The sequence below is a fragment of the Actinomadura sp. WMMB 499 genome, from assembly GCF_008824145.1.
Classification (GTDB): domain Bacteria; phylum Actinomycetota; class Actinomycetes; order Streptosporangiales; family Streptosporangiaceae; genus Spirillospora.
This window is the reverse complement of sequence record NZ_CP044407.1, coordinates 934,682-959,526: the sequence shown is the minus strand read 5'-3', so window position 1 is coordinate 959,526 and position 24,845 is coordinate 934,682. Positions and strand designations below refer to the sequence as shown.

The 24,845-nt window shown below is 73.0% G+C and carries 13 protein-coding genes; 12 read left to right on the top strand and 1 reads right to left on the bottom strand.

The window, feature by feature from the left end:
* Positions 1 to 52: 52 nt before the first annotated feature.
* The 12 genes from rhaS (at position 53) to F7P10_RS04050 (ending at position 24,369) form a co-directional block, all read left to right on the top strand.
* Positions 53 to 1,135 (top strand): rhamnose ABC transporter substrate-binding protein, encoded by a 1,083-nt coding sequence (gene rhaS, locus F7P10_RS04105; protein WP_151008148.1) that lies wholly within the window; start codon positions 53 to 55, stop codon positions 1,133 to 1,135.
* Between the two features lie 10 nt (positions 1,136 to 1,145).
* Positions 1,146 to 1,478 carry an L-rhamnose mutarotase gene (locus F7P10_RS04100; RefSeq protein WP_151008147.1) on the top strand — a complete coding sequence of 111 codons (333 nt, stop codon included), beginning with the start codon at positions 1,146 to 1,148 and terminating at the stop codon, positions 1,476 to 1,478.
* A gap of 75 nt (positions 1,479 to 1,553) precedes the next feature.
* Positions 1,554 to 2,720, top strand: a complete 1,167-nt coding sequence (rhaI, locus tag F7P10_RS04095) for an L-rhamnose isomerase (protein ID WP_151008146.1) — start codon at positions 1,554 to 1,556, stop codon at positions 2,718 to 2,720.
* 179 nt (positions 2,721 to 2,899) lie between these two features.
* Positions 2,900 to 4,957 carry a bifunctional aldolase/short-chain dehydrogenase gene (locus F7P10_RS04090; RefSeq protein ID WP_151008145.1) on the top strand — a complete coding sequence of 686 codons (2,058 nt, stop codon included), beginning with the start codon at positions 2,900 to 2,902 and terminating at the stop codon, positions 4,955 to 4,957.
* Positions 4,958 to 4,994: 37 nt separating this feature from the next.
* On the top strand, positions 4,995 to 6,410 hold the full coding sequence (locus F7P10_RS04085) for an L-fucose/L-arabinose isomerase family protein (RefSeq protein ID WP_151008144.1): 1,416 nt from the start codon (positions 4,995 to 4,997) through the stop codon (positions 6,408 to 6,410).
* 113 nt (positions 6,411 to 6,523) lie between these two features.
* Positions 6,524 to 9,250 (top strand): family 78 glycoside hydrolase catalytic domain, encoded by a 2,727-nt coding sequence (locus tag F7P10_RS04080; protein WP_151008143.1) that lies wholly within the window; start codon positions 6,524 to 6,526, stop codon positions 9,248 to 9,250.
* A gap of 11 nt (positions 9,251 to 9,261) precedes the next feature.
* Positions 9,262 to 12,501 carry a family 78 glycoside hydrolase catalytic domain gene (locus F7P10_RS04075; RefSeq protein WP_151008142.1) on the top strand — a complete coding sequence of 1,080 codons (3,240 nt, stop codon included), beginning with the start codon at positions 9,262 to 9,264 and terminating at the stop codon, positions 12,499 to 12,501.
* On the top strand, positions 12,498 to 15,473 hold the full coding sequence (locus F7P10_RS04070) for a glycosyl hydrolase (RefSeq protein WP_151008141.1): 2,976 nt from the start codon (positions 12,498 to 12,500) through the stop codon (positions 15,471 to 15,473). The genes F7P10_RS04075 and F7P10_RS04070 overlap by 4 nt, the downstream gene beginning before the upstream one ends.
* 106 nt (positions 15,474 to 15,579) lie before the next feature.
* Positions 15,580 to 17,652, top strand: a complete 2,073-nt coding sequence (locus F7P10_RS04065; protein ID WP_151008140.1) for an alpha-L-rhamnosidase C-terminal domain-containing protein — start codon at positions 15,580 to 15,582, stop codon at positions 17,650 to 17,652.
* A complete protein-coding gene (locus F7P10_RS04060) occupies positions 17,649 to 20,174 on the top strand; it encodes a beta-L-arabinofuranosidase domain-containing protein (RefSeq protein WP_151008139.1) in 2,526 nt (841 codons plus the stop codon). The genes F7P10_RS04065 and F7P10_RS04060 overlap by 4 nt, the downstream gene beginning before the upstream one ends.
* Positions 20,175 to 20,182: 8 nt before the next feature.
* Positions 20,183 to 23,344 (top strand): family 78 glycoside hydrolase catalytic domain, encoded by a 3,162-nt coding sequence (locus tag F7P10_RS04055; protein WP_218040370.1) that lies wholly within the window; start codon positions 20,183 to 20,185, stop codon positions 23,342 to 23,344.
* 230 nt (positions 23,345 to 23,574) lie between these two features.
* Positions 23,575 to 24,369, top strand: a complete 795-nt coding sequence (locus tag F7P10_RS04050) for an aldo/keto reductase (RefSeq protein ID WP_151017807.1) — start codon at positions 23,575 to 23,577, stop codon at positions 24,367 to 24,369.
* Here the strand turns inward: F7P10_RS04050 and F7P10_RS41990 are convergent, their stop codons facing one another.
* Entirely contained in the window at positions 24,370 to 24,822 is a 453-nt protein-coding gene (locus tag F7P10_RS41990; protein WP_176611290.1) for a hypothetical protein, read from the bottom strand.
* Between the last annotated feature and the right edge of the window lie 23 nt (positions 24,823 to 24,845).

Sequence of the window (24,845 nt, the reverse complement as noted above, 5' to 3'; positions counted from 1 at the left end):
CCCTCCGCCCACGCGCGACCCACCCCAACCGGAATCATCGAAAGGCACACCAATGACCGTTCGTCTGCGCCTCCCGCGCCGCGCCCTCGCCGCGGCGAGCGCCGGCGCGCTCGCGCTGTCGCTCGCCGCCTGCGGCGGTACCACGAAGGACTCGGCCGAGGCCTCCGGCGACCAGGCCGGCAGCGGCCGGACCGCGAACCCCGACGCGCCCATGGAGAAGGGCCTGAAGCTCGCGTTCCTGCCCAAGCAGGTCAACAACCCGTACAGCAAGATCGTGGACGACGCCGGCATCGCGGCGGCGAAGGGATTCGAGGCCGAGGCCAAGGAGGTCGGCCCGTCCGACGCGTCGGCGTCCTCGCAGGTCTCCTACGTCAACACGCTGATCCAGCAGCAGCACGACGCCATCATGATCGCCGCGAACGACCCGAACGCGGTGTGCGGCCCGCTCAAGCAGGCCATGCAGCAGGACATCGGCATCGTCGCCTACGACTCCGACACCGCGCCCGAGTGCCGCGACGTGTTCATCAATCAGGCGAGCGCGGAGGACATCGCCCGCACCCAGGTCGAGATGCTCGCCGAGCAGATCGACGGCAAGGGCAAGTTCGCCATCCTGTCGGCGACGGCGAACGCCACCAACCAGAACGCCTGGATCGACTTCATGAAGAAGGAGCTCCAGAAGCCCGAGTACGCCGACATGGAGCTGGTCAAGATCGCCTACGGTGACGACGACGACCAGAAGTCCTTCCAGCAGACCCAGGGCCTGCTGCAGGCCTACCCGGACCTGAAGGGCATCATCTCCCCGACCACGGTCGGCATCGCCGCCGCGGCCCGCTACATCTCCGGCTCCGAGTACAAGGGCGAGGTCGCGGTGACCGGCCTCGGCACCCCGAACCAGATGCGGCAGTTCATCAAGAACGACACCGTCAAGGAGTTCGCCCTCTGGGACCCGAAGCAGCTCGGCTACCTCGCCGCGTACGCCGGCGGCGCGCTCGCGTCCGGCCAGATTACCGGCAAGGAGGGCGAGGTGCTGAAGGCGGGCGAGCTCGGCGAGCGCACCATCCAGGCGAACGGCGAGATCGTCCTCGGCCCGCCGACCAGGTTCAACGCCGACAACATCGACGAGTACCAGTTCTGATCGGCGGCACATGGACTCTGGACGCGGCAAGCGCGTGTGCTTCCTGCTGAAGGTCAGGCAGGACCGCCTGGAGGAGTACAAGCGGCGCCACCAGGCGGTCTGGCCCGACATGCGGGACGCCCTGCGGGAGTCGGGATGGCACAACTACTCGCTGTTCCTGCGCGAGGACGGCCTCCTCGTCGGCTACCTGGAGACCGACGACTTCGAGGCGGCACAGGAGCGCATGGCCCGCACGGACGTCAACGACCGCTGGCAGGCGGAGATGGCGCCGTTCTTCGAGGACCTGGACGGCCGCCCCGACGAGGGGATGCGCCCCCTCGAAGAGGTCTTCCACGTCGACTGAGGCGGGTCACAGCAGCGGGGTCATAGCAACAACGGGCCTTCACCAGAGGGCTACCAACGAATCGAGAGGTTGACCGTGAGCGACACCAGCGCGGTGAAGGACGCCCTGCGCCGCCAGCAGATCGAGACTCCCTCCTGGGCGTACGGGAACTCGGGGACGCGGTTCAAGGTCTTCGCCCAGCCGGGCGTGCCGCGCACCCCGCAGGAGAAGATCGACGACGCCGCGCAGGTGCACCGTTTCACCGGGGTCGCGCCGAGCGTCGCGGTGCACATCCCGTGGGACAAGGTGGACGACTACGCCGTCCTGGCCGCGCACGCCAAGGAGCGGGGGGTGCGCATCGGGGCCGTCAACTCCAACGTCTTCCAGGACGACGACTACATGCTCGGCAGCGTCACCAACCCCGACCCGGCGATCCGCCGCAAGGCCCTGGGACACCTGCTCGAGTGCGTCGACATCATGGACGAGGTCGGCTCCCGCGACCTGAAGCTGTGGTTCTCCGACGGCACGAACTACCCGGGCCAGGACGACGTCCGCGCCCGGCAGGACCGGATGGCGGAGGCGCTCGCCGCCGTCTACGAGCGGCTCGGCGACGACCAGCGGTTCCTGCTGGAGTACAAGCTGTTCGAGCCGGCTTTCTACATGACCGACCTGCCGGACTGGGGCGCGTCCTACGCGCACTGCCTCAAGCTCGGCCCGAAGGCGCAGGTCGTCGTGGACACCGGGCACCACGCCCCCGGCACCAACATCGAGTTCATCGTGGCGTTCCTGCTGCGCGAGGGGAAGCTCGGCGGGTTCGACTTCAACTCCCGCTTCTACGCCGACGACGACCTGATGGTGGGCGCCGCCGACCCGTTCCAGCTGTTCCGCATCATGCACGAGGTGGTGCGCGGCGGCGGGTACGACGCGGAGACGGGCGTGGCGTTCATGCTCGACCAGTGCCACAACATCGAGCCGAAGATCCAGGGGCAGATCCGCTCGGTGATGAACGTGCAGGAGGCCACCGCCAAGGCGCTGCTGCTGGACCGGGACGCGCTGGCCGCCGCGCAGGCGTCCGGTGACGTCCTGGAGGCGAACGCCGTCTTCATGGACGCCTACAACACCGACGTCCGCCCGCTGCTGGCCGAACTGCGTGAGGAGATGGGCCTGCACCCGGACCCGATCGCCGCGTACAAGGCGTCCGGCTACTTCGAGCGGATCGTCGAGGAGCGCAAGGACGGCCAGGCCGCCGGCTGGGGCGCCTGACCGCATGGAACCAGGGTCGGCCTGCGCTCGCAGGGCTCGCTCCGGCCGCCCCGGGGAGAAGGCCGCCTGCACGATGGCCTGGGCCGGGCGGTGTGGAGCTCGCTCTGGCCGCCCGGGGACAAGGCCGCACCTTCCCGCTCAACGCTGATACGGATTCGGCACCGACAAGGAGAGCTTCCATGACCGCCACCCCACCCGAGGTGGGCACGCTGCTGGAACGGGCCAACACCCTCGGCTCCGACCCCCGCAACACCAACTACGCGGGCGGCAACGCCTCGGCGAAGGGCACCGTCACCGACCCCGTGACGGCCCGTGACGTCGAGCTGATGTGGGTGAAGGGCTCGGGCGGCGACCTCGGCACCCTCACCGAGAAGGGCCTGGCCGTCCTGCGCCTCGACCGGATGCGCGCCCTCGTGGACGTCTACCCGGGCGTCGAGCGCGAGGACGAGATGGTCGCCGCGTTCGACTACTGCCTGCACGGCAAGGGCGGCGCGGCGCCGTCCATCGACACCGCGATGCACGGCCTGGTGGAGGCCGCGCACGTCGACCACCTGCACCCCGACTCCGGCATCGCGATCGCGACCGCCGCCGACGGGGAGGAGCTGACCCGGCGGATCTTCGGCGACCGGGTCGCGTGGGTGCCGTGGCGGCGGCCCGGCTTCCAGCTCGGCCTCGACATCGCCGCGATCAAGCGGGCGAACCCGCGGGCCATCGGGGTCATCCTCGGCGGGCACGGCATCACCGCCTGGGGCGACACGAGCGAGGAGTGCCGGGCGAACTCGCTGGAGATCATCCGGACGGCCGAGGCGTACATCGCCGAGCACGGGAAGGCCGACCCGTTCGGCCCGGTGATCGACGGGTACGAGCCGCTGCCCGAGGACGAGCGCCGCGCGCGGGCCGCCGCGCTGTTCCCGCTGATCCGGGGGCTCGCGTCCGCCGACCGCCCGCAGGTCGGGCACTACACCGACGACGCGGCCGTCCTCGACTTCGTGGCGCGCGCCGAGCACCCGCGGCTCGCCGCGCTCGGCACGTCCTGCCCGGACCACTTCCTGCGCACCAAGGTCGCGCCGATGGTGCTGGACCTGCCGCCGTCCGCGCCGCTCGACGAGGTCAAGGCCCGGCTCAAGGAGCTGCACGCCGCCTACCGGGAGGAGTACGCCGCCTACTACGCGCGGCACGCGACCCCGGACTCCCCGGCGATGCGCGGCGCCGACCCCGCGATCGTCCTGGTCCCCGGCGTCGGCATGTTCTCCTTCGGCGCGAACAAGCAGACCGCGCGGGTCGCGGGCGAGTTCTACCTCAACGCGATCAACGTGATGCGCGGTGCGGAGGCCCTGTCGTCGTACGCGCCGATCGACGAGGCGGAGAAGTTCCGCATCGAGTACTGGGAGCTGGAGGAGGCCAAGCTCCGCCGGATGCCGAAGCCGAAGCCGCTCGCCACCCGCGTCGCGCTGGTGACCGGCGGCGGCTCGGGCATCGGCGCCGCCACCGCCCGCCGGCTGGCCGCCGAGGGCGCCTGCGTCGTCGTCGCCGACCGCGACCTGGCCGGCGCCGAGAAGGTCGCGGCCGAACTCGGCGCGTCCGCGCTGCGGGCGTCGGACGTCGCGGTGGCCGTCGCGGCGGACGTCACGTCCGAGGACGAGATCGCGACGGCCGTCCGGGACGCCGTCCTGGCCTTCGGCGGCGTGGACCTGGTCGTCAACAACGCCGGGCTGTCGATCTCCAAGCCGCTGCTCGACACCACCGTCGCCGACTGGGACGTGCAGCACGACGTCATGGCGCGCGGTTCGTTCCTGGTCGCCAGGGAGACCACCCGGGTGATGATCGACCAGGAGATGGGCGGCGACATCGTCTACATCGCGTCCAAGAACGGCGTGTTCGCCGGGCCGAACAACATCGCCTACGGCGCGACGAAGGCGGACCAGGCGCACCAGGTGCGGCTGCTGGCCGCCGAGCTGGGCGAGCACGGCATCCGCGTCAACGGCGTCAACCCCGACGGCGTGGTGCGCGGCTCCGGGATCTTCGCCGGCGGCTGGGGCGCCAAGCGCGCCGCGGTCTACGGCGTCGAGGAGGAGCGGCTCGGCGAGTTCTACGCCCAGCGGACGCTGCTGAAGCGCGAGGTGCTGCCCGAGCACGTCGCCGCCGCCGTCTTCGCCCTCACCGGCGGGGACCTGACCCACACGACCGGCCTGCACATTCCCGTGGACGCCGGCGTCGCCGCGGCCTTCCTGCGGTGACGCGGCCTTCCCGAGTCGAAGGGACTGGAGGACAGCTATGACAGACCGTACGGGGCCGCCCACGAAGGTCGGCCTGGTGGCGGGCGGGCTGGGCGCCTACTGGCCGCAGTTCCCCGACCTGCTGCCGCAGCTCCGGCGCTCCGCGGAGCGAGTGGCGGAGCGGATGCGCGGGCTCGGCGCCGAGGTGGTCGACGTCGGCTTCATCTCCGACGCGCAGGAGGGCGCGGCGGCCGCCGAGAAGCTCCGCGCCGCCGGCTGCGACATCATCGTCGGCTTCCTCACCACCTACATGACCGCGACGATGCTGGTCCCCGTCGCGCAGCGGGCGGACGCCCCGGTCCTGCTGATCAACCTGCAGCCGACCGAGTCGATGGACCACGCGTCCTTCGACACCGGGCAGTGGCTCGCCTACTGCGGCGCCTGCCCGCTGCCGGAGATGGCGAACGCGTTCGAACGCTGCGGCGTCCCGTTCCGCTCGGTGTCCGGGTACCTGGAGGACGAGCGGGCCTGGACGAAGATCGGCCGCTGGGTGCGGGCGGCCGGGGTCCGGGCCGCGCTGCGCCGGGGCCGGCACGGGCTGATGGGGCACCTGTATCCGGGAATGCTGGACGTCTCCACCGACCTGACGCTCGTCAGCGCCAACTTCGGCGGCCACGTGGAGGTGCTGGAGTTCGACGATCTGCGCGTCCGGGTGGAGAAGGTCACGGACGCCGAGGCCGCCGCCAAGAAGGCCGAGGCGGAGAAGATCTTCGAGCTGGACTCGTCCGTCAACGACGACGACCTGACCTGGGCGGCCCGCGTGGCGACCGGCCTCGACCGGCTCGTCGAGGACTTCGAGCTGGACAGCCTCGCCTACTACCACCGGGGCCTGGACGGCGAGATCCACGAGCGGCTCGGCGCCGGGATGATCCTCGGCGCGTCGCTGCTGACGGCCCGCGGAGTCCCCGCCGCCGGCGAGTTCGAGCTGCGCACGTCCCTCGCCATGCTGATCGCCGACCGCCTCGGCGCCGGCGGCTCGTTCACCGAACTGCAGGCGCTGGACTTCCACCGCGGGCACGTCGAGATGGGCCACGACGGGCCCGCCCACCTGGCGATCAGCGCCCGCCGGCCGCTGCTGCGAGGTCTCGGCGTCTACCACGGCAAGCGCGGTTACGGCGTGTCCGTCGAGTTCGACGTCAAGCACGGCCCCGTCACCGCGTTCGGGATCATCCAGCGCCGCGACGGCCGGTTCGCGTTCGTCGCGTCCGAGGGCGAGACCGTGGACGGGCCGCTGCTGCGGATCGGCAACACCACCTCGCGCGTCGACTTCGGCTGCGATCCCGGCGAATGGACCGACGCGTGGAGCGCCACCGGGATCTCCCACCACTGGGCCCTCGGCACCGGCCACCGCATCGCCGAGCTGAAGGCCCTCGCGGACCTCATGGAGATCGAGCTCGTCGAGGTGAGCCCCTGAACCGACCAGTGCGGATCGGGGGGATCCACAGCTGAGACGACGGTGAACCGACCCGGGCCCACCAGGGGCCGCGGGCTCCGTTCACCGCGCTCGCCCCCAATGACAGGAGACCCATGCAGCACCCCCACCCCCGCCGCGCCCTGCTCGCCTCCGCCGCCGCGGCGTCCCTGCTGGTCACCGCCGCCGTGTACCCCGGCACCGCGCAGGCCGCGCTGAAGGCCGGGCACGCCCCGCAGGCCCCCGCCCACCTGACCGTCGACGACCAGGCCCGCCCGCTGAACGTCGAGGGCGCGCCACTGTTCGGCTGGCGGCCCCGCGACCGCGACCCCGGCGAGCTCCAGACCGCTTACGAGATCGAGGTGCGCGACGCGTCCGGCGGCGCGGTCTGGGACAGCGGCCGCGTCCGCTCCGGCCGCCAGGAGTATGTCGCGTACGCCGGGGAGACGCTGCGGCCCGGCGCGACCTACACGTGGAAGGTCCGCACCTGGGACCGCACCGGGAAGCGCTCGCCCTGGTCGCGGCCCGCCTCGTTCGACACCGGCATCCGCGACGGGGACTGGGACGCCAACTGGATCCGGCGCGCGACCGACGACCCCGACGAGTACACGCTCGCCCGCCGCGACTTCACCGTCGCGAAGTCGAGGATCGTGCGGGCCCGCGCGTACGTCGCCGCCGGGCAGCAGTTCGTCCTGCACCTCAACGGCCGGGCGGTCGAGCGCGGTGCGGCCTTCGCCCACCCCGACGAGGGCTTCTACGAGACCGTCGACGTCACCTCGCGGCTCAGGGAGGGCCGGGCGAACACGATCGGCGCGCTGTACCACTGGTACGGGTCCGGGCAGGGACGGCCGAAGAGCGCGCCGGGCCTGCTCGTCCGGCTCGTCGTCGACCACGCCGACGGCACCCGCCAGGTCGTCACCACCGACGGGTCGTGGAAGGTGGCGCCCGGCCCGTGGAAGGAGGCGCCGCGCCGCAACGGCGACGGCGGCGACTACGTCGAGGAGATCGACGGGACGGCCGTGCGGGACGGCTGGGACGAGCCGGGCTTCGACGACGCCTCCTGGCAGGCCCCCGAGGTCGCCGGGGAGCACCCGACCGGCGTGTTCACGCACCTGCGGGGCCAGGAGGCCGACCTGACCCACGAGACGGTCCGGCCGGTGAAGGTCACGCGCCTCGACTCCGGGGCGCTCGTCGCCGACTTCGGCAGAGTGATCCCGGCCGTCCCGGTCGTCCGGTTCCGCGACGGCGAGGAGGGGCGGCACGTCGAGATGCACGCCGGGTACCGGCTGGCCGGCGACGGCTCGGTGTCCCGCGACTCCGACGATAACCAGAACACGAACCTCGCCTTCGGCTACACCCAGCGGGACGGCGACCAGACGTTCCGTCCGATGACGTTCGTCGGCTGGCGCTACCTGGAGATCGCCCCCGGTTCCGGCGCGTCCGCGCGCGACGTCTCCGCCGTCGTGCAGCACACCGAGGTCGATCGCGCCGCGCGGCTGCGCACGTCCGACGCGGGCGTCGACGCGGCCTACGAGCTGATGGCGCGGTCGGCCCTGTACGGGTCGCAGGAGCAGTTCCTCGACACCCCGACCCGGGAGAAGGGCCAGTTCCTCGGCGACTCCGTCGACATCTCGAAGGCGATGATGGGCGCCTACGGGGCGCGCCGCCTCACCCGCCAGGCGATGTACGAGTTCATGGCGTCGCAGGAGCGGCACTGGCCGGACGGGCGCCTCAACGCCGTCTACCCGAACGGCGACGGCAGGCGCGACATCCCCGACTACACCGAGATGTTCCCCGGCTGGGTCTGGGACTACTACCTGCAGTCCGGCGACACCGCGACCCTGGCGGACGCCTACCCGGTCATGACGGCCGTCGCGGGCTACGTCCGCCGCTACATCGACTCCTCGACGGGCCTGATCACGAACCTCGAGGGCGGCTCCGGCCAGTACCGGTACGGGATCATCGACTGGCCCGCGACCATGCGCTACGGCCACGACATGGACACGGCCGCCCGCACGGTCGTCAACGTCCTCGGCGTGGACGTCCTGAACGCCACCGCCCGCGCCGCCGGCACCCTCGGCGAGAAGGCCGAGGCCGCCGCGCTGCGCGCGGACGCCGCCGAGCTGGCGACGGCGATCAACGAGCGGCTCCGCCGCGACGACGGCGTCTACATCGACGGCCTCAAGAGCGACGGCACGCGGAGCGGGCACGCCTCGCAGATCGCGAACGCCTACGCCCTCGCCTACGGCGTCGCGCCCGCCGGGTCGCGCACGGCCGTCGAGGAGTACGTCGCCGGGCTCGGTATGCGGATGGGCCCGATGACCGCCCACCGCCTGCTGGAGGCCCTCGCCGGCCGTCCGGGCGACGTCGTCGAGCGGCTCACCGACACCGAGGGGCCGGGCTGGGGCAACATCCTCGCGCGCGGCGGCACCTTCACGTGGGAGTCGTGGGACGCCCGCGAGGAGGGGCAGAGCCTCTCGCACCCGTGGGGCGCGACGTCGCTCATCGAGATCCAGAAGACCCTCCTCGGCGTCACCGTCGCCTCCCCGGCCGCCGCGACGGTCCGGATCCGGCCGCCGGAGGCGGGCGTGGACGAGGCGTCCGGCACCGTCCCGGTGCAGCGCGGCGACGTCGGCGTGAGCTGGAAGCGCCACGGGCACGGCCTGTCGCTGTCGGTGGACGTCCCGGTCAACGTCCGCGCCGAGGTCTGGGTCCCGGCCCGCTCCGCCCGCGACGTGCGCGTCTCCGGCCGCGACCGCGCCGGGTTCGTCCGGATGGAGGACGGCCACGCGGTGTTCGAGGCCGGCTCCGGCCGCGTCCACTTCCGTTCGAGCCACCGGTAGGGAACGTGCCAATGACAGATGACTCCATGAGCCGCCGCCGGTTCCTGGCGGCCTCGGCCGCCGGTACGGCCGGCGCCGTCGTGCTCGGCTCCGCGACCGGCCCCCTCGCCGGCACCGCCGCCGCGGCCCCCGCGGGGGAGACCGCGCGGGGCGCCGCGCGGTGGACGCCGTCCGGCCTGCTGACCTCCCTGCTCCCGGACGGCCTCGGCGTGCGGGCCGCGCGGCCCCGGTTGAGCTGGCAGGTCGCGGACCTGGGGCCCGGCACGAAGCAGACGCACTACCAGCTGCAGTTCGCGACGGCGCCGCACCGGCTCGCGCGCGGCCCGCACGCGTGGGACAGCGGACGGGTCGCGTCGGCCGGATCGGTCGCCGTCCCGTACGGCGGCCCGGCCCTCGCGCCGGAGACGGCGTACTGGTGGCGGGTCCGGACGTTCGACGGGCCCCGCGCCTCCCGCTGGTCGGAGCCCGCGCTGCTGGCGACCGGCGTCGCCGAATGGGCGGCCGACCCGATCTGGACGCCGCCCGCGCAGGCCCCCGCGGACGGCGTCCTCACCGCCGGCGTGCGGATCGCGTCGGTCGCGGCGAGCCTGTGGTTCCGGGCGTCCGGCAGCGGCGCCAACTACCTGTGGCAGCTGCGCGCCGGGACGCCCGGCGTGCTGAAGAAGCACGTGTGCGTGGACGGCGCCTACCGGGTGCTGGAGGAGAAGGCCCTCGCGATCCCCGTCGAGACGGGCCGCCGGTACGACATCGCGATCGAGATGTCCGGCGACACGTTCACCACGTCGATCGACGGCGCGGCCGTCGACACGACCACCGACGGCACCCACCGCACGGGCACGGTCGGGATGCGCAACGGGTCGAGCGAGTCGAACGCGTGGGACCGCGTCACGTTCACGGCGGCCGACGGCACGACCGTCCTCGACGAGGACTTCGCCACCGGCCGCGGCACCTTCTCCGCCGGGACCGTCGAGGACGGCGCGCTCACGCTCGGCAGGGGGGAAGCGACCCTCTCGTCGGCGGGCGCGCCCGACGACGACTGGGCGCTGCTGCGCACGGAGTTCACGCTCGCCCGCAAGGAGATCGCGGCGGCCGTCCTGCACGTCGCCGCGCAGTCGCCCGAGCCGACCCGGCAGTACCCGGCGAAGATCTGGGCGAACGGCGAGGTCGCCGGGTTCGCGTCGATGCGGTCGGGGGCCGGGGCGCCCAAGTACCACTCGTTCGACGTCACCCGCCTGCTGCGGCCCGGCCGCCGCAACGCGCTCGCCGCGCTCGCCTTCACGACGGCGGACAAGCGGTTCGTCGCCCGGCTCGTCGTCACCCACACCGACGGGACGACCGCCACCGTCGACACCGGGCGGGCGTGGAAGGCGCGCCGGCAGGCCGGGATGCTGCGCGACGCGGGCACGATCGGCACCGGGTACTACCACTGCCGCCAGGAGTACTGGGACATGCGGCACGAGCCCGCGGGCTGGACGTACCCGGGGTTCGACGACGCGGCGTGGGAACCGGCCGCCGTGCGGGACGCGATCGACGGTCTGGAGCCCGCGCTCGTCGAGCCCGTCGGCCTGTACGACGTCCGTCCCGCGTCCGTCCGCCGGACCGCGCCCGGTACGTGGCTCGTCGACCTCGGCCGGGAGATCGTCGGCGGCCTGCGGCTCTCGGTGCGCGGCAGGGCCGGGCAGACGGTCGAGGTCCGGCTCGGCGAGGAGCTGAACGACGACGGCACGGTCCGCTACGACCTGCGCGCCCAGGTCACCTACCGGGAGGTCTGGACGCTGCGCGACGGCCGCCAGAGCATCGAGCACTGGGGCTACCGGGGATTCCGGTACGCGCAGCTCGTCACCGACGACGACCTCGACCTCGCGGGCGCCGTCACCGGGCGGTTCTGGCGCGCCGGCTGGGACGGCGGCGCCGCGTCGTTCGCCAGCTCCGACCCCGACCTCGACCGCGTGTACGCGCTGTGCCGGTACTCGATCGAGGCGACGCGCGGCGACCTCTACATCGACACCCCGACCCGCGAGCGCGGCCCCTACGAGGGCGACGCGCTGATCAACCAGGCGTCCGAGTACGGGGTGCAGCGCTCGTTCGCGCTCGCCCGCGCGTCCGACGCGTTCCTCGCCCGCAACCACACCTGGCCGACCGAGTACCGCCTGATGAACGTCATGTCGGCGTGGCAGGACTACCTGCACACCGGTGACCCCGAGCAGCTCGCCGCCGACCACGACGTCCTCGCCGGGAAGCACCTGACGGAGTTCCTCGGCGACGACGGCCTGGTCCACAAGGACCCCGGCCGGTCCAGCCAGGACCTCGGCGACCTCGTCGACTGGCCCGCCTCGAACCGGGACGGGTACGTGTTCACCGAGGTCAACACGGTCGTCAACGCCTGCCAGTACGCCGCGTTCGACGCGATGGCGAAGATCGCGGACGTCCTCGGCCGGACGGCCGACGCGAAGGTCTGGCGCGGCCGGGCGGCGAAGCTCGCGGCGGCGATGCGCGAGACGCTGCTCGACGCCCCGAACGGACGGTTCGTCGACGGCATCGGCACCGGCCACGGCGCCCAGCACGCCACCGCGTACCCGGTCGCGCTCGGCGTCGCCGGGCCCGGCGCCGTCCCCGACGAGGTCCTCGCCGCGCTCGGCGAGACGCTCACGGCGGGCGGCATGAAGGTCAGCGTCTACGGTGCGCAGTTCCTCCTGGACGCCCTGTTCGCGGCCGGGCGCGCCGAGGACGCCATCGGCCTCATGACGGCCACCGGCATGAGCGGCTGGCTCCACATGATGGACGACCTCGGCGCGACGATCGTCGCCGAGGCGTGGGACCCGTCGCTGAAACCCAACATGACGTTCTCGCACGCCTGGGGCTCGGCGCCCGCGAACGTCGTCCCCCGGCACGTCCTCGGCGTCCGGGTGACCGCCCCGGGCGCGGCCGAGATCGAGGTGCGGCCCCGACCCGGCGGCCTCACCCGCGTCGAGGGCCGCGTCCCGACCGTCCGCGGCCCGGTGTCGGTCGAGCTGCGCCGCGGCGAGACGCGCCGGAACGGCCGCTACCGCCTCGACGTGGACGTCCCGCCCAACACCTCGGCCCGCGTCGTGGTCGAGCTGGGCGACGACGACCCGCGCCGCTACCGCGTCACCGGACCCCACGCACACGCCCCCCGCGCCACCGGCCGCGATGTCACCGGGCGGCTCCTCACCGTCGGCCCGGTCGGCTCCGGCCGCGTCACAGTGATCCGCACAGGAGGAAAGAGTTGAACGACCGCAACGAGGTCTCCCGCAGGCGCGTCCTGCAGATCGGCGGCGCCGCCGCCGTCGCCGCGGCGGCCGCGCCCGCGCTCGGGGGAGAGACCGCCGCCCTGGCCGCGCCGAAGCCCGGCCACGGGAACGGGCACGGCGGGTTCGCCCGCCCGGTGGCGGCCGTCCGGCCCCGGTTCCGCTGGTGGTGGCCGGACGCGCACGTCGACCCGGCCGAGATCCGCCGGGAGGTCGACCAGATCGCGGCCGCCGGTTTCGGCGGCGCGGAGATCGTCGCGCTGCACCACAGCATCGACGACAAGTCGCTGCTGGACCCGGCGAAGCGCGGCTGGGGGACCGCCGCGTGGAACGAGGCCGTGGAGGCGGCCCTCGACCAGGCGCGGCGGCGCGGCGTCACGCTCGACCTGACGATCGGCCCGGCGTGGCCCGCGGCCGTCCCGTCGATCACGCCGGACGACGAGGCCGCCGTGCAGGAACTCGCCTACGGGGCGGCGACGGTGCGGGCGGGGGAGACGCACGACGGGCCGGTCCCCGAGCCGGTCGCGGCGCCCGCGGACGGCGTCACGAAGCGGCACCTGGTCGCGGTGCACGCGGTCCGGCTCGACCCCGCGAACGACACCCGCAAGGAGACCGGCCTCGCGCCCGGCACCTTCCAGGACCTGACCTCCGAGGCCGCGAACGGCCGGATCGCCTGGACCGCCCCGTCCGGCGGCGACTGGGTGCTGCTCTCGTACTGGCGGCGAGGCAGCGGGCAGCGCCCCGAGTCCGGCCCGCACAGCGACCCGCCGAGCACGGTCGTCGACCACTTCAGCAAGGCCGGGACCCGCGCGGTCACCGCGTTCTGGGAGGCGCGGCTCCTCACCCCGCGCATCCGCGGGCTGATCCGGCGGGCCGGCTGGACCCTCTTCGAGGACTCGATCGAGCTGGAGACCGACGCCCTCAACTGGACGCCCGGCCTGCCCGAGGAGTTCCGCAGGCGGCGCGGCTACGACCTGATGCCGTACCTGCCGGTGATCGTCCGGCACGACGAGGACACGATCTACACCTACGACGCCGCCACGACCTCGCACGTCCGGCACGACTTCTGGCTGACGGTCTCCGACCTGTTCGCCGAGCACCACTTCGAAGCCATCGCGAAGTGGGCGCACTCGATCGGGCTGGAGTACCGGGCGCAGCCGTACGGGCTGGAGACCGACGCCATGCGGGCGGCGGCGATACTGGACGTCCCCGAGGGCGAGTCGCTCGGCTTCAAGAACCTGGACGACTACCGGGCGCTCGCGGGCGGCCGGGACATGGCGGGCCGCGAAGTCCTCTCCTGCGAGGCGGGCGCCTACCAGGGCGGCGCCTACAACACCACCTGGGAGAGGCTGCTGCTCACCATGGGCGGCGCCTACGCGGCCGGGCTGAACCAGACGGTCCTGCACGGCTTCTCCTACGCGACGGCGCCCGGCGCCAAGTGGCCCGGTTTCGCCGGGTTCACCCCGTACGACGGCAACATCGGCTACTCCGAGTCGTGGGGGCCGCGCCAGCCGACGTGGCGGCACGTTCCCGACATCGCCGACTACATGGCGCGCGTCCACCACACGATGCGCACCGGCACGAACCGCATCGACGTCGCCGTCTTCCGGCAGAAAGGCTACACCAAGACCGGCATCGGCGCCGGCTGGTTCACCAAGTACGGGATCCCGCTCGGCTGGACGCACCAGTTCGTCAGCGCGCCGCTGCTCGAGCTGCCCTCGGCGACCGTCCGGCGCGGCCGCCTCGCCCCGGACGGCCCCGCCTACAAGGCGCTGTTCGTGGAGGGCGACCGGTTCGCCGGAAAGGAGTGCACGCTCCCGCTGGACACCGCCCGCACGATGCTGAAGCTCACGAAGGCCGGGCTGCCGCTCGTCTTCCTGGGCGACTGGTCGGCGGCGACCGTCCCCGGCCTGGAACGCGACGGGGAGAACGCGAAGCTGCGGGCCGTCCTGAAGGACGTGTTCGCGCAGCCCCGCGTCCGCGTCGTCGCCGCCGAGGCCGACGTGCCGGGCGCGCTGGCCGACCTCGGCCTCACCCCCGCGGTGTCGTACGCGCAGAGCTCCACGCTGCTCGTCGCGCACCGCGAGGACCGCCGCGCCGACTACTACTACCTGGTCAACGGCAAGCACGCCGACACCGTGAAGCCTCCGGTCGCGCCGATCGACCACGAGGTCGCCTTCACGCGCTCCGACCGCCGCGCCGTCCCGTACCGGCTGGACCTGTGGACGGGCGAGCGGGAACGGCTCGCGGTCTACCGGGAGGACGGCGACACGGTCACGCTCCGGGTCGCGCTGCAGCCCGGCGAGGCGTTCGTGATCATGCTGGCGCACGGCGGGAACGCGCCGCACGCGACGGCGTCGGAGACCGAACTGCGCCTCGATCGCAACCGCCTCGTCGCCCGCGCCGCCACCGCCGGCACCTACGCCACGACGCTGCCGGACGGCCGCACCGTCCGGACCGAGATCGGCCGCGTGCCCGAACCGCTCGAGCTGACGTCCTGGCGGCTGCGCGTCGAGGACATGACCCCGGACGGCGTCCGGCGGCACGACCTGCGGATCGACGGCCTCAAGCCGTGGCCGCAGATCCCCGAGCTGGCGGACGTCTCGGGCATCGGCACCTACACCACCACCGTCGACTGGGACGGCCGGGACGGCCGCGGCCACGGCGATCGCGATGGCGCGATCCTCGACCTCGGAACGGTGTTCGACACCTGCCGCGTCACGGTCAACGGCCGCCGGCTGCCCGCCGTCAGCGTGCTCGTCCCGAAGGTGGACGTCGGCCCGTACCTGCGGCGCGGCCGCAACACGATCGAGGTCGAGGTCGCGACGACGCTGAACAACCGGCTGCGGGTCGCCGACCCCGACGTCTACGGCGGCGCGAAACGGCAGGACTACGGACTGATCGGCCCCGTCCGCCTCGTCCCCTACGCCGAGGAGGCCGTCCGCACCCGCTGACTTCACGACCGTCCGAGAACACGGGTGCGGGAGGGCGTTGGCCCGCCCTCCCGCACCCCGAATCCCTCATCTCCGCCCTGCTCAAGACCGGAATTGCGAGGAATCCATGCACTCCAGCGTATCCAGGCGCCGCCATGGGGCGGCCGCCCTCGCCCTCGGGCTGTCCGCCCTGGTGGCGGCCCAGGGAACGGCCCTGGCCGACCCCGGCCCCGGCAACGGGAACGGACAGGGGCACGGCAACGGGCACGGCGCCCGCCCCTGGGAGAAGTACGTCTTCTCCCCGTCGAAGTCCCGGACGGTCCGTCCCGTGTCCGTCTTCCGCACCACCGGCACCGTGCACGACGCCGAAGCCGTCCTGAAGGGGCGCCGGACGACGCTCAGCGGCGAGGGCTCGTCGATCACGCTCGACTTCGGCAAGGAGGTCGGCGGCCTCACCAGCCTGCACTTCGCGGACTCCGACGGCGCCCGCGAGGTCGGCCTCGCGTTCGCCGAGTCGTCCAAGTACGTCGACACGACGAGCGACGCCTCCACGGGCGGCCCCCGCTCCCGCGACGGGGCGCTCACGGTCGACGTCGACGGGCGCACGTCCTACACCACGCCCGACCCGCACCTGCGGGGCGGCTTCCGCTACCTGACGATCTTCATGCGGACCGCGGGCACGGTCGAGCTCGACAAGGTATCGCTGCACTTCACCGCGGCGCCGAAGATGAAGGACCCGTCGGACTACGCGAACTACTTCTACTCCTCCGACGACCTGCTGAACCGGATCTGGTACGCCGGGGCCTACACCGTCCAGCTCAACACCATCTCCCCGAAGCGCGGCCGGGTCTGGGAGCCGCCCGCCGAGCTGTGGAACAACACCGGCAGCGTGGGCGTCGGCGACACCATCCTCGTCGACGGCGCCAAGCGCGACCGGACGGTCTGGCCCGGCGACCTCGGCATCGAGGTCCCCGCCGCGTACGCGGCCTTCGACGACACCGAGTCGGCCGAGAACGCCCTCACGACCGTCTACCGGCAGCAGCGCGACACCGGCGAACTGCCGTACGCGGGCCCCGAGCTGGACAAGTGGGGCTCCGACACCTACCACCTGTGGACCCTCGTCGCGACCTGGGACCACTACCTGCACACCGGCGACCGGCGCTGGCTGTCGACGATCTGGGACGACTACACCGAGGGCGTCGACTTCATCACCGGCAAGATCCGGGACAAGGGCCTCGTGCACATCACCGGGACCTTCGACTCCGTGCGCATCCTCGCCGAGGGCGAGAACCTGACCGCGAACGTGCTGACCTGGCGCGTCCTGGACACCGGCGCCAAGATGGCCGAGGCGCGGGGCGACCGGCGCCTCGCCCGCTCCTACGCCGAGCGCGCGGACCGGCTCCGCGAGGCGATCGACACGCACCTGTGGGACGAGGAGGCCGGCGCGTACCGGTTCTACCCCGACTCCGACATCCACCCGCAGGACGGGAACTCCGTCGCCGCCTGGTACGGCCTGGCCGGCGACGCCAAGGCCAAGCGGATCAGCGAGTACCTCAAGGGCAACTGGACCTCGATCTCCTCCACCGCCCCGGAGAACAAGGGCAACCCCGGCGTCTTCTCCGGATCGATGGAGGTCAACGCCCACTTCAACGCCGGGAACCGCGAGGCCGACCAGGCCGGTGTCGACATCATCCGGCGCCAGTGGGGTTACATGCTGAACCACCCGGAGGGCACCAAGAGCACCTTCTGGGAGTCGTTCCGCAACCTCGAGGACGGCTGCGTGCACTGCAGTTCGTACGTGTCGCTCGCGCACGCCTGGGCGACCGGGCCGACCCCCGCGCTCACCTTCAACGTCCTCGGGCTGAAGCCGACCCGCGCCGGCGGCCGGTCGTTCGACTTCGTCCCGCACACCGCCGACCTCAGGTTCGCGCGGGGCAGCATCCACACGACGGCCGGGGAGGTCGAGGCGTCGTGGAACGTCTCGAAGCACGGCACGTTCACCGCCCGCCTGGACGCCCCGCGCCACGCGACCGGACGCGTCGGTGTGCCGACGTTCGGGAAGCGCATCGAGGTCCGGGTGGACGGCCGCCTCGTCTGGGACGGCCACCGGGCCCGCACGCGCGGCGTCTCGTCCGACGGGTCCTACGTGTACGTCGAGGGCCTGCGCGGTGACCACCGCATCTGGAGCAAGCGCGCATGACGGACGCTCCGTTCACCCGCCGTGCCTTCATCGGCACGGCGGGTGCCACCGCGACCGCGCTCGCCCTGCCCGTCGCGGCGGCGCCCCCGGCGCTCGCCGACGCCCGGCACGGGCACCCGAAGGGCGGGCCCCTCGCGCCCTTCGCCCTCTCCGACGTCTCCCTCCTGGACGGCCCGTTCCGCGACAACATGCGGCGGACGTGCGCCTACCTGGAGTTCGTCGACGCCGACCGGCTGCTGCACACGTTCCGGACGAACGCGGGGCTGCCGTCGTCCGCCGAACCGTGCGGCGGGTGGGAGGCACCGGACGTCCTGCTGCGCGGGCACTCGACCGGACACCTGCTGTCCGGCCTCGCGCAGGCCCACGCGAACACCGGCGACGCCGCGTTCGCCGCCAAGGGCCGGTACATCGTCGCCGAACTCGCTAAATGCCAGGAGGCGGCGGCGTCCGCGGGCTTCACGACCGGCTACCTGTCGGCGTTCCCGGAGTCGGTGTTCGACGACCTGGAGTCCGGCGGCCGCCCGTGGGCGCCCTACTACACGATCCACAAGATCATGGCGGGGCTGCTCGACCAGTACACGCTGAGCGGGAACTGGCAGGCGCTCGCCGTCGTCACCGGCATGGCGGCGTGGGCCGAGGCGCGCAACGGCAGGCTGCCGCACGAGGCGATGCAGCAGATCCTGCGCGTCGAGTTCGGCGGCATGAACGAGGTGCTGGCCGCCCTCCACCAGGTCACCGGCGACCCCGCGCACCTGCGGACGGCCCGCCGCTTCGACCACGAGGAGATCTACGGCCCGCTCGCGCAGCGCCGCGACGCCCTCGACGGGTACCACGCCAACACCCAGATCCCGAAGATCGTCGGCGCGATGCGCGAGTACGAGGCGACCGGCGACGCCCGCTACCGCGACATCGCGGCGTTCTTCTGGGACACGGTCGTCCACCACCACACGTACGTGATCGGCGGCAACAGCAACAACGAGCTGTTCTGCCCGCCGGACCAGATCGCCACCCGGCTCGGCTCCGACACCTGCGAGAACTGCAACAGCTACAACATGCTGAAGCTGTCGCGGCTGCTGTTCCTGCACGACCCCGGCGAGTCCGCGTACATGGACTACTACGAGTGGACGCTGCTGAACCAGATGCTCGGGCAGCAGGACCCCCAGTCCGACCACGGATTCGTCACCTACTACACGGGCCTGTGGCCCGGATCGCAGCGCGAACCCAAGGGCGGCCTGGGCTCGGCCCCCGGCAGCTACAGCGGTGACTACGACAACTTCTCCTGCGACCACGGCACTGCCATGGAGACCCACACCAAGTTCGCCGACAGCATCTACTTCCACACGAAGGACGAGCTGTACGTCAACCTGTTCATCCCGTCCGAGCTGACCTGGAGGGAACGGGGCATCGGCCTCAAGCAGGAGACCGGGTACCCGTACGCCGGGACGACCCGGCTCACCGTCACGCGCGGCTCGTCGCGCTTCGCCCTCAAACTCCGGATCCCCGGCTGGCTGGGCGCGCGCGGGCACCGCCCGCACGTCCGGGTGAACGGGCGCGCGGTGCCGGTGCGGGTCCGTCCCGGCGCGTACGCCGAGATCGAGCGGCACTGGCGGCGCGGCGACGTCGTCGAGCTGTCGGTCCCGATGGCCCCCGTGTGGCGCAAGGCCCCCGACAACCCGCACGTCCAGGCCGTCACCGTCGGGCCGGTCGTCCTGGCCGGACGGTACGGCGACCGGGCGCTCGCCACCTTCCCGGCGATCGACCCGCGCTCGCTGCGCCCCGACCGCCGCCGCCCGCTGCACTACACCGCGACGGCCGACGGCGCCGAGGTCGAGCTGAAGCCGTTCGGCGACGTCCAGCACGAGCGCTACAGCGTCTACTGGCTGACGCCCGCGCACCGGCACGGGCGCCGCCTGCTCGCCGACTTCCCGCTGCGCGGCCGCAGCCTCGCCGACGCCACCGGCCGCTGGCCGGACGCGGCGCTCGCGTCCGGCGCCGCGTGGGCGGACGACGGCGGCTCGGTGGTGCTCGACGGCACCGGCGCGCACGTCCTGCTCCCGCCCGGCCTGCTCGGCGGGCTGGACGCGCTGACGGTCGCGCTGCGCGTCCGGCTCGACTCGCTCGAGAACAACGTGCGCGTCTTCGACCTCGGCTTCAACCGGGAGACGTACTTCGCGCTCACCGCCCGGACCGGGTCCGGCCGGGCGCGGTTCGCGATGCGCGTCACCGGGATGGAGGGCGAGGACGTCGCCGACGCCCCGGGCGCCCTGCCCACCGGCGCCTGGACGCACGTCGCCGTCACGGCCGGGAACGGCTCGGCCGTCCTCTACATCGACGGTGCCGAGGCCGCCCGCAACGACGGCCTCGTCATGAGCCCGCTCGCCATCGGCGCCACGACGAGCAACCTGCTCGGCGACCAGCAGGACACCCGCCGCCCCCACCTGCACGGCGCGGTGTCCGGCTTCCGCCTCTACGACCACGTTCTCACCGCCGCCCAGGTCGCCGACCTGGCCGGCGCACGCTAGGAGCACACGTGCCCGGAAAACATCTGCGCCGCAAGCCACTGCGCCGCAAGCCGCTGCGCGGCCTCGCCGCCGCGGCGATCACCGTCGCCCTTCCGCTCACCCTCGTCTCCCCGCCCGCGCACGCCGCGGGCGGCGTCCGCCCCGTCGGGCTGGAGGCGTTCCACCTGAACGAGGCCTTCGGGATCGACGACACGACCCCGCCGCTCACCTGGCAGCTGCGGGGCGGCCGGAACGTCACCCAGGCCGCGTACCAGATCCAGGCCGCCACCAGCGAGCACGCGCTGCGCCGCGGGCGCCCGGACCTGTGGGACTCCGGCCGGGTGGAGTCGGCGTTCCCGCAGGCCGACTACGCCGGGAAGAAGATCGGCAGCCGCACCCGCGTGCACTGGCGCGTCCGCGTCTGGACGGGCGCGCGGCCGTCCGGCTGGTCGTCGCCGTCCTGGTTCGAGACCGGCCTGACGTCCCAGGACGACTGGCAGGGACGCTGGATCACCCAGGACGACTGGCAGATCAAGGACAAGCGGCCCGCCCCGATCGTGGTGGAGCTGCCCGACACCACCGCGCGGTACGTCCGGCTGAACGTGACCGAACTGGGACTGCCGCTCGAAGAGACCCTCGACGGCGACACCTACCGGCTCGCGCTCGCCGAACTGGAGGTCCGCGACTCGGGCGATCCGGACACCAACCTCGCGCAGGGACGCACCGTCACCGCGTCCGACACCGGCGGCGACGTCAACCGCAAGTGGCAGACGCGGCACCTGACCGACGGGACCACCACCACGAACCAGGAGAAGGCGGGCTGGCGCAGCTCCGCGCACGGCGGCGCGGACCTGACCGGCGAGCCGCTGACGCTGACCGTCGACCTCCGGGAGGCGAAGGCGTTCGACCGGGTCGTGCTGTGGCCGCGCACCGACCTGCCCGGCGAGGGCGGCAAGGCGCCGCACACGCCCGCCGGATTCACCGTCGGCGCGTCCGACGCCGCCGACGGCCCGTTCACGGTGCGCGAGGAGGTCGCGGACCTGGAGCCGCCGGAAGCGATCGTCCCGGAGGCCATGCCGATCTTCGCGAAGGACTTCGGGCTGCCCCGCGGCGTCCGCCAGGCGCGCCTCTACATCGCGGGCCTCGGCGTCTACGAGGCCAGCCTGAACGGGCGGCGCATCGGTGACGCCGAGCTGGAACCGGCGAACACCGACTTCGCCGACCGCGTCCAGTACGCGACCTACGACGTCACGCGGATGCTGCGCTCCGGCGGCAACACCCTCGGCGTCGAGCTGGGCAACGGCATCGCCAACGTGATCTCCACGCCCGACCGGTACCGCAAGTTCGCCGACACCTTCAGCGACCCCAAGATGATGGCGCAGCTCGAGGTGACGCTCCGCGACGGCTCGGTGCGGCGGATCGTCAGCGACGGCAGCTGGAAGACCGTCCTCGGACCGGTCACCTTCTCGAACTGGTACGGCGGCGAGGACCACGACGCCCGCCGCGAGCGTCCCGGCTGGGACCGCCCCGGCGCGTCCCGCGCGGGCTGGGAGGACGCCGTGCCGGTCGCGGCGCCCGGCCCGCTCGCCGGCCGCATGTCCGAACCGGTCCGCGTCATCGACGAGCTGAAGGGCCGCGAGGTCGGCTCCGGCGACGGCTACCGGGTCTTCGACGTCGGCCGCAACATCGCCGGCCGTCCCGAGATCACGATCGACGCGCCCGCCGGGACGTCCGTGCGGATCCTGCCCGCCGAGAGCCTCGACGACGACGGCCGCGCGAACCAGTCGATCAGCAACGTCGGCGCGCCGATCTGGGACGAGTACACCACCCGCTCGTCCCGTCCGGAGACCTGGCACCCGCGGTTCGTGTACCACGGCTTCCGCTACCTGGAGGTCCGGGGACTGCCCGACGGCGCGTCGATCCGCGTCAACGGCCAGGTGCTGCACGCCGACAACGACTCGGCGGGCTCGTTCCGCTCGTCCAACGGGCTGATCAACGACATCCACGGGCTGGTCCGCCGCGCCGTCGAGGGCAACATGATGAGCGTCTTCACCGACTGCCCGAGCCGCGAGAAGCTCGGCTGGCTGGAGCAGGACCACCTCGTCGGCCCGACCCTCGCCGCGAACTACGACGTGCAGGCCCACCTGCGCAAGGTCGTGCAGGACATGGCGGACGCCCAGACCGAGACGGGCCTCATCCCCTCGACCGTCCCCGACTACACGGTGCTCGCCGGCTCGTACCGCGACGACTCCAACTGGGGCGGCGCGTTCGTCCACGTCCCGTGGCAGCTGTACCGGGAGTACGGCGACGTCGAGACGATGCGCACCTACTACCCGCAGATGAAGAGGTACGCCGCGCACATCGAGGGCCGCGTCGAGAACGGGCTGACCGACTACACCCTCGGCGACTGGTTCAGCCCCGACCGCACGTTCCCGAAGCTGGCCTCCGGCACGTTCGGCTGGTGGAGCCTCAACAACACCCTCGCCGAGATCGCCGGGACGCTCGGGAAGCCGGACGAGGCCGCCGCGTTCCGGGCCAAGGCCGACCTCAGCGCCAAGGCCCTGTCGGACGCGCTCTACGATCCCGAGACCGGCACGTTCGGCGGCGGCGGGCACGGCGCGGAGGCCATCGCGCTCGACATGGGCGCGGTCCCGGACGACCAGCGGCAGCGGCTGCTCGACCACCTGGTCTCCTCGATCGAGGAGAAGGGCTGGAACCTCGTGCTCGGCGAGATCTCCCTGCCGTCCGCGCTGCGCGTCCTGCCCGACGACGTCCTCTACAAGATCGCGACGCAGACCGACAGCCCGAGCTACGGCTACCAGGTGGTGAACGGCAACACCGCGCTCGGCGAGACCTGGGACGGCGGCAGCGGCCAGTCGCAGAACCACTTCATGCTCGGCGCGATCGACGCCTGGTTCACCGGCCACCTCGCCGGGATCCGGCAGGCCGACGGTTCCGCGGGGTACCGGAAGCTGCTGATCGCCCCGTCCGTCGTCGGCGATCTGACCGGCGCGACCGCCACCCGGCAGACCCCGTACGGCGAGGCCCGCTCGTCGTGGACGCGCGAGCACGGGCGCGTCACCCTCAGGGTGACCGTGCCCGCGGGCAGCACCGCCGAGGTGCGCGTGCCCGGCCGCGCCGAGCCCGTGACCGTGGGCTCGGGGAACCACACGTTCCACGGCACGGCCTGACGGACCGTCCCCGGGCCGGCCGCCCCGGCCCGGGGACGCGCCCGGCGCGACCTGAATCGACCTCGACCGCGCTCGATGCGGCACGATCGTGCACGCGATCGCGTTCGTGCCCGGTTCGGACCCGCGCCACCGGGCACGAACGCCACCGCACGCCCGACAGAACACGCCCGACAGAGGGGGGACGGGAAACCGTGACCGTACCGAACGTGGACCTCATCGACGGCCGCACCATGCCGCAGCTGGGCTTCGGAGTCTTCCAGGTGCCCGACGACGGCGCCGAGCAGGCCGTGGCGACCGCGCTGGAGAACGGCTACCGCAGCATCGACACGGCGGCCGTCTACCGCAACGAGCGCGGCACCGGACGGGCGCTGCGCGCGTCCGGCGTCCCGCGCGACGAGCTGTTCGTCACCACGAAGCTGTGGAACAGCGACCAGGGCCGCGACAAGACCCTGCGGGCGTTCGACGCGAGCCTCGAACGCCTCGGCCTTGACCACGTCGACCTGTATCTGATCCACTGGCCGATGCCGCGGCGCGGGACGTACCTGGAGACGTGGCGGGCGCTGGAGGAGCTGCAGCGTGACGGGCGCGCCCGCTCGATCGGCGTCTCGAACTTCACCGTCGAGACGCTGCGGCACGTCCTGGACGAGACCGACGTCGTCCCGGTGATCAACCAGATCGAGCTGCACCCGTACCTGCAGCAGGCGGGACTGCGCGCGTTCCACGCCGAGCACGGCGTGCGCACCGAGGCTTGGTCGCCGCTCGGCCAGGGGCAGGGCCTGCTGAACGACCCGGCGCTCGCCGAGATCGGCCGCGCGCACGGCCGCTCGCCCGCGCAGGTCGCGCTGCGCTGGAGCCTGCAGCTCGGCAACGTCGTCATCCCGAAGTCGGTGACGCCGTCCCGCATCGCCGAGAACATCGACGTGTTCGGCTTCGAACTGACCCCCGACGACATGAAGCGGATCGGCGAGCTCGATCAGGGCACCCGCGTCGGCCCCGACCCCGCCACCTTCGACGCCGGGGCCTGATCAGGCGACCGTCAGCCGGGCCCGGTACTCCGCGGCGGGCACCCCGCCCCGCCGCGCCGCGGGGGCCAGGCCCAGCAGGCCGACCGTGTGCCCGCCCACGGCCGTCCTCGTCGCGAACCGACGGCTGGTGTGCAGCTCCCGTACGGCGGGCGGCGTCCCCGCGGCGGTGATCTCGACGTGCACCGTCGCGTCGCCCTCCCACACGCACTGGACGTCGCGCGGGCACCGGCCGTCCCGGGCGACCCCGGTGAACCGCACCGTGAACCCGTCGGGCAGCCGCGCCGCGTCCCCGGGCGCGAGCGTGAACTCCTCCCCGGCCCGTACCGTCCGGTCGCCCCGGCTCGCGCCGGCCGCCGGATCGCCGCATGCGGCGACCGCGAGCGCCGCGCCGAGCGCCGCGCCGAGCGCCGCGCCGAGCGCCGCGCCCGCGAGCAGCCGTGAGCCTGCCACCATGCCTCCTCCGACGCGCCCCGTGC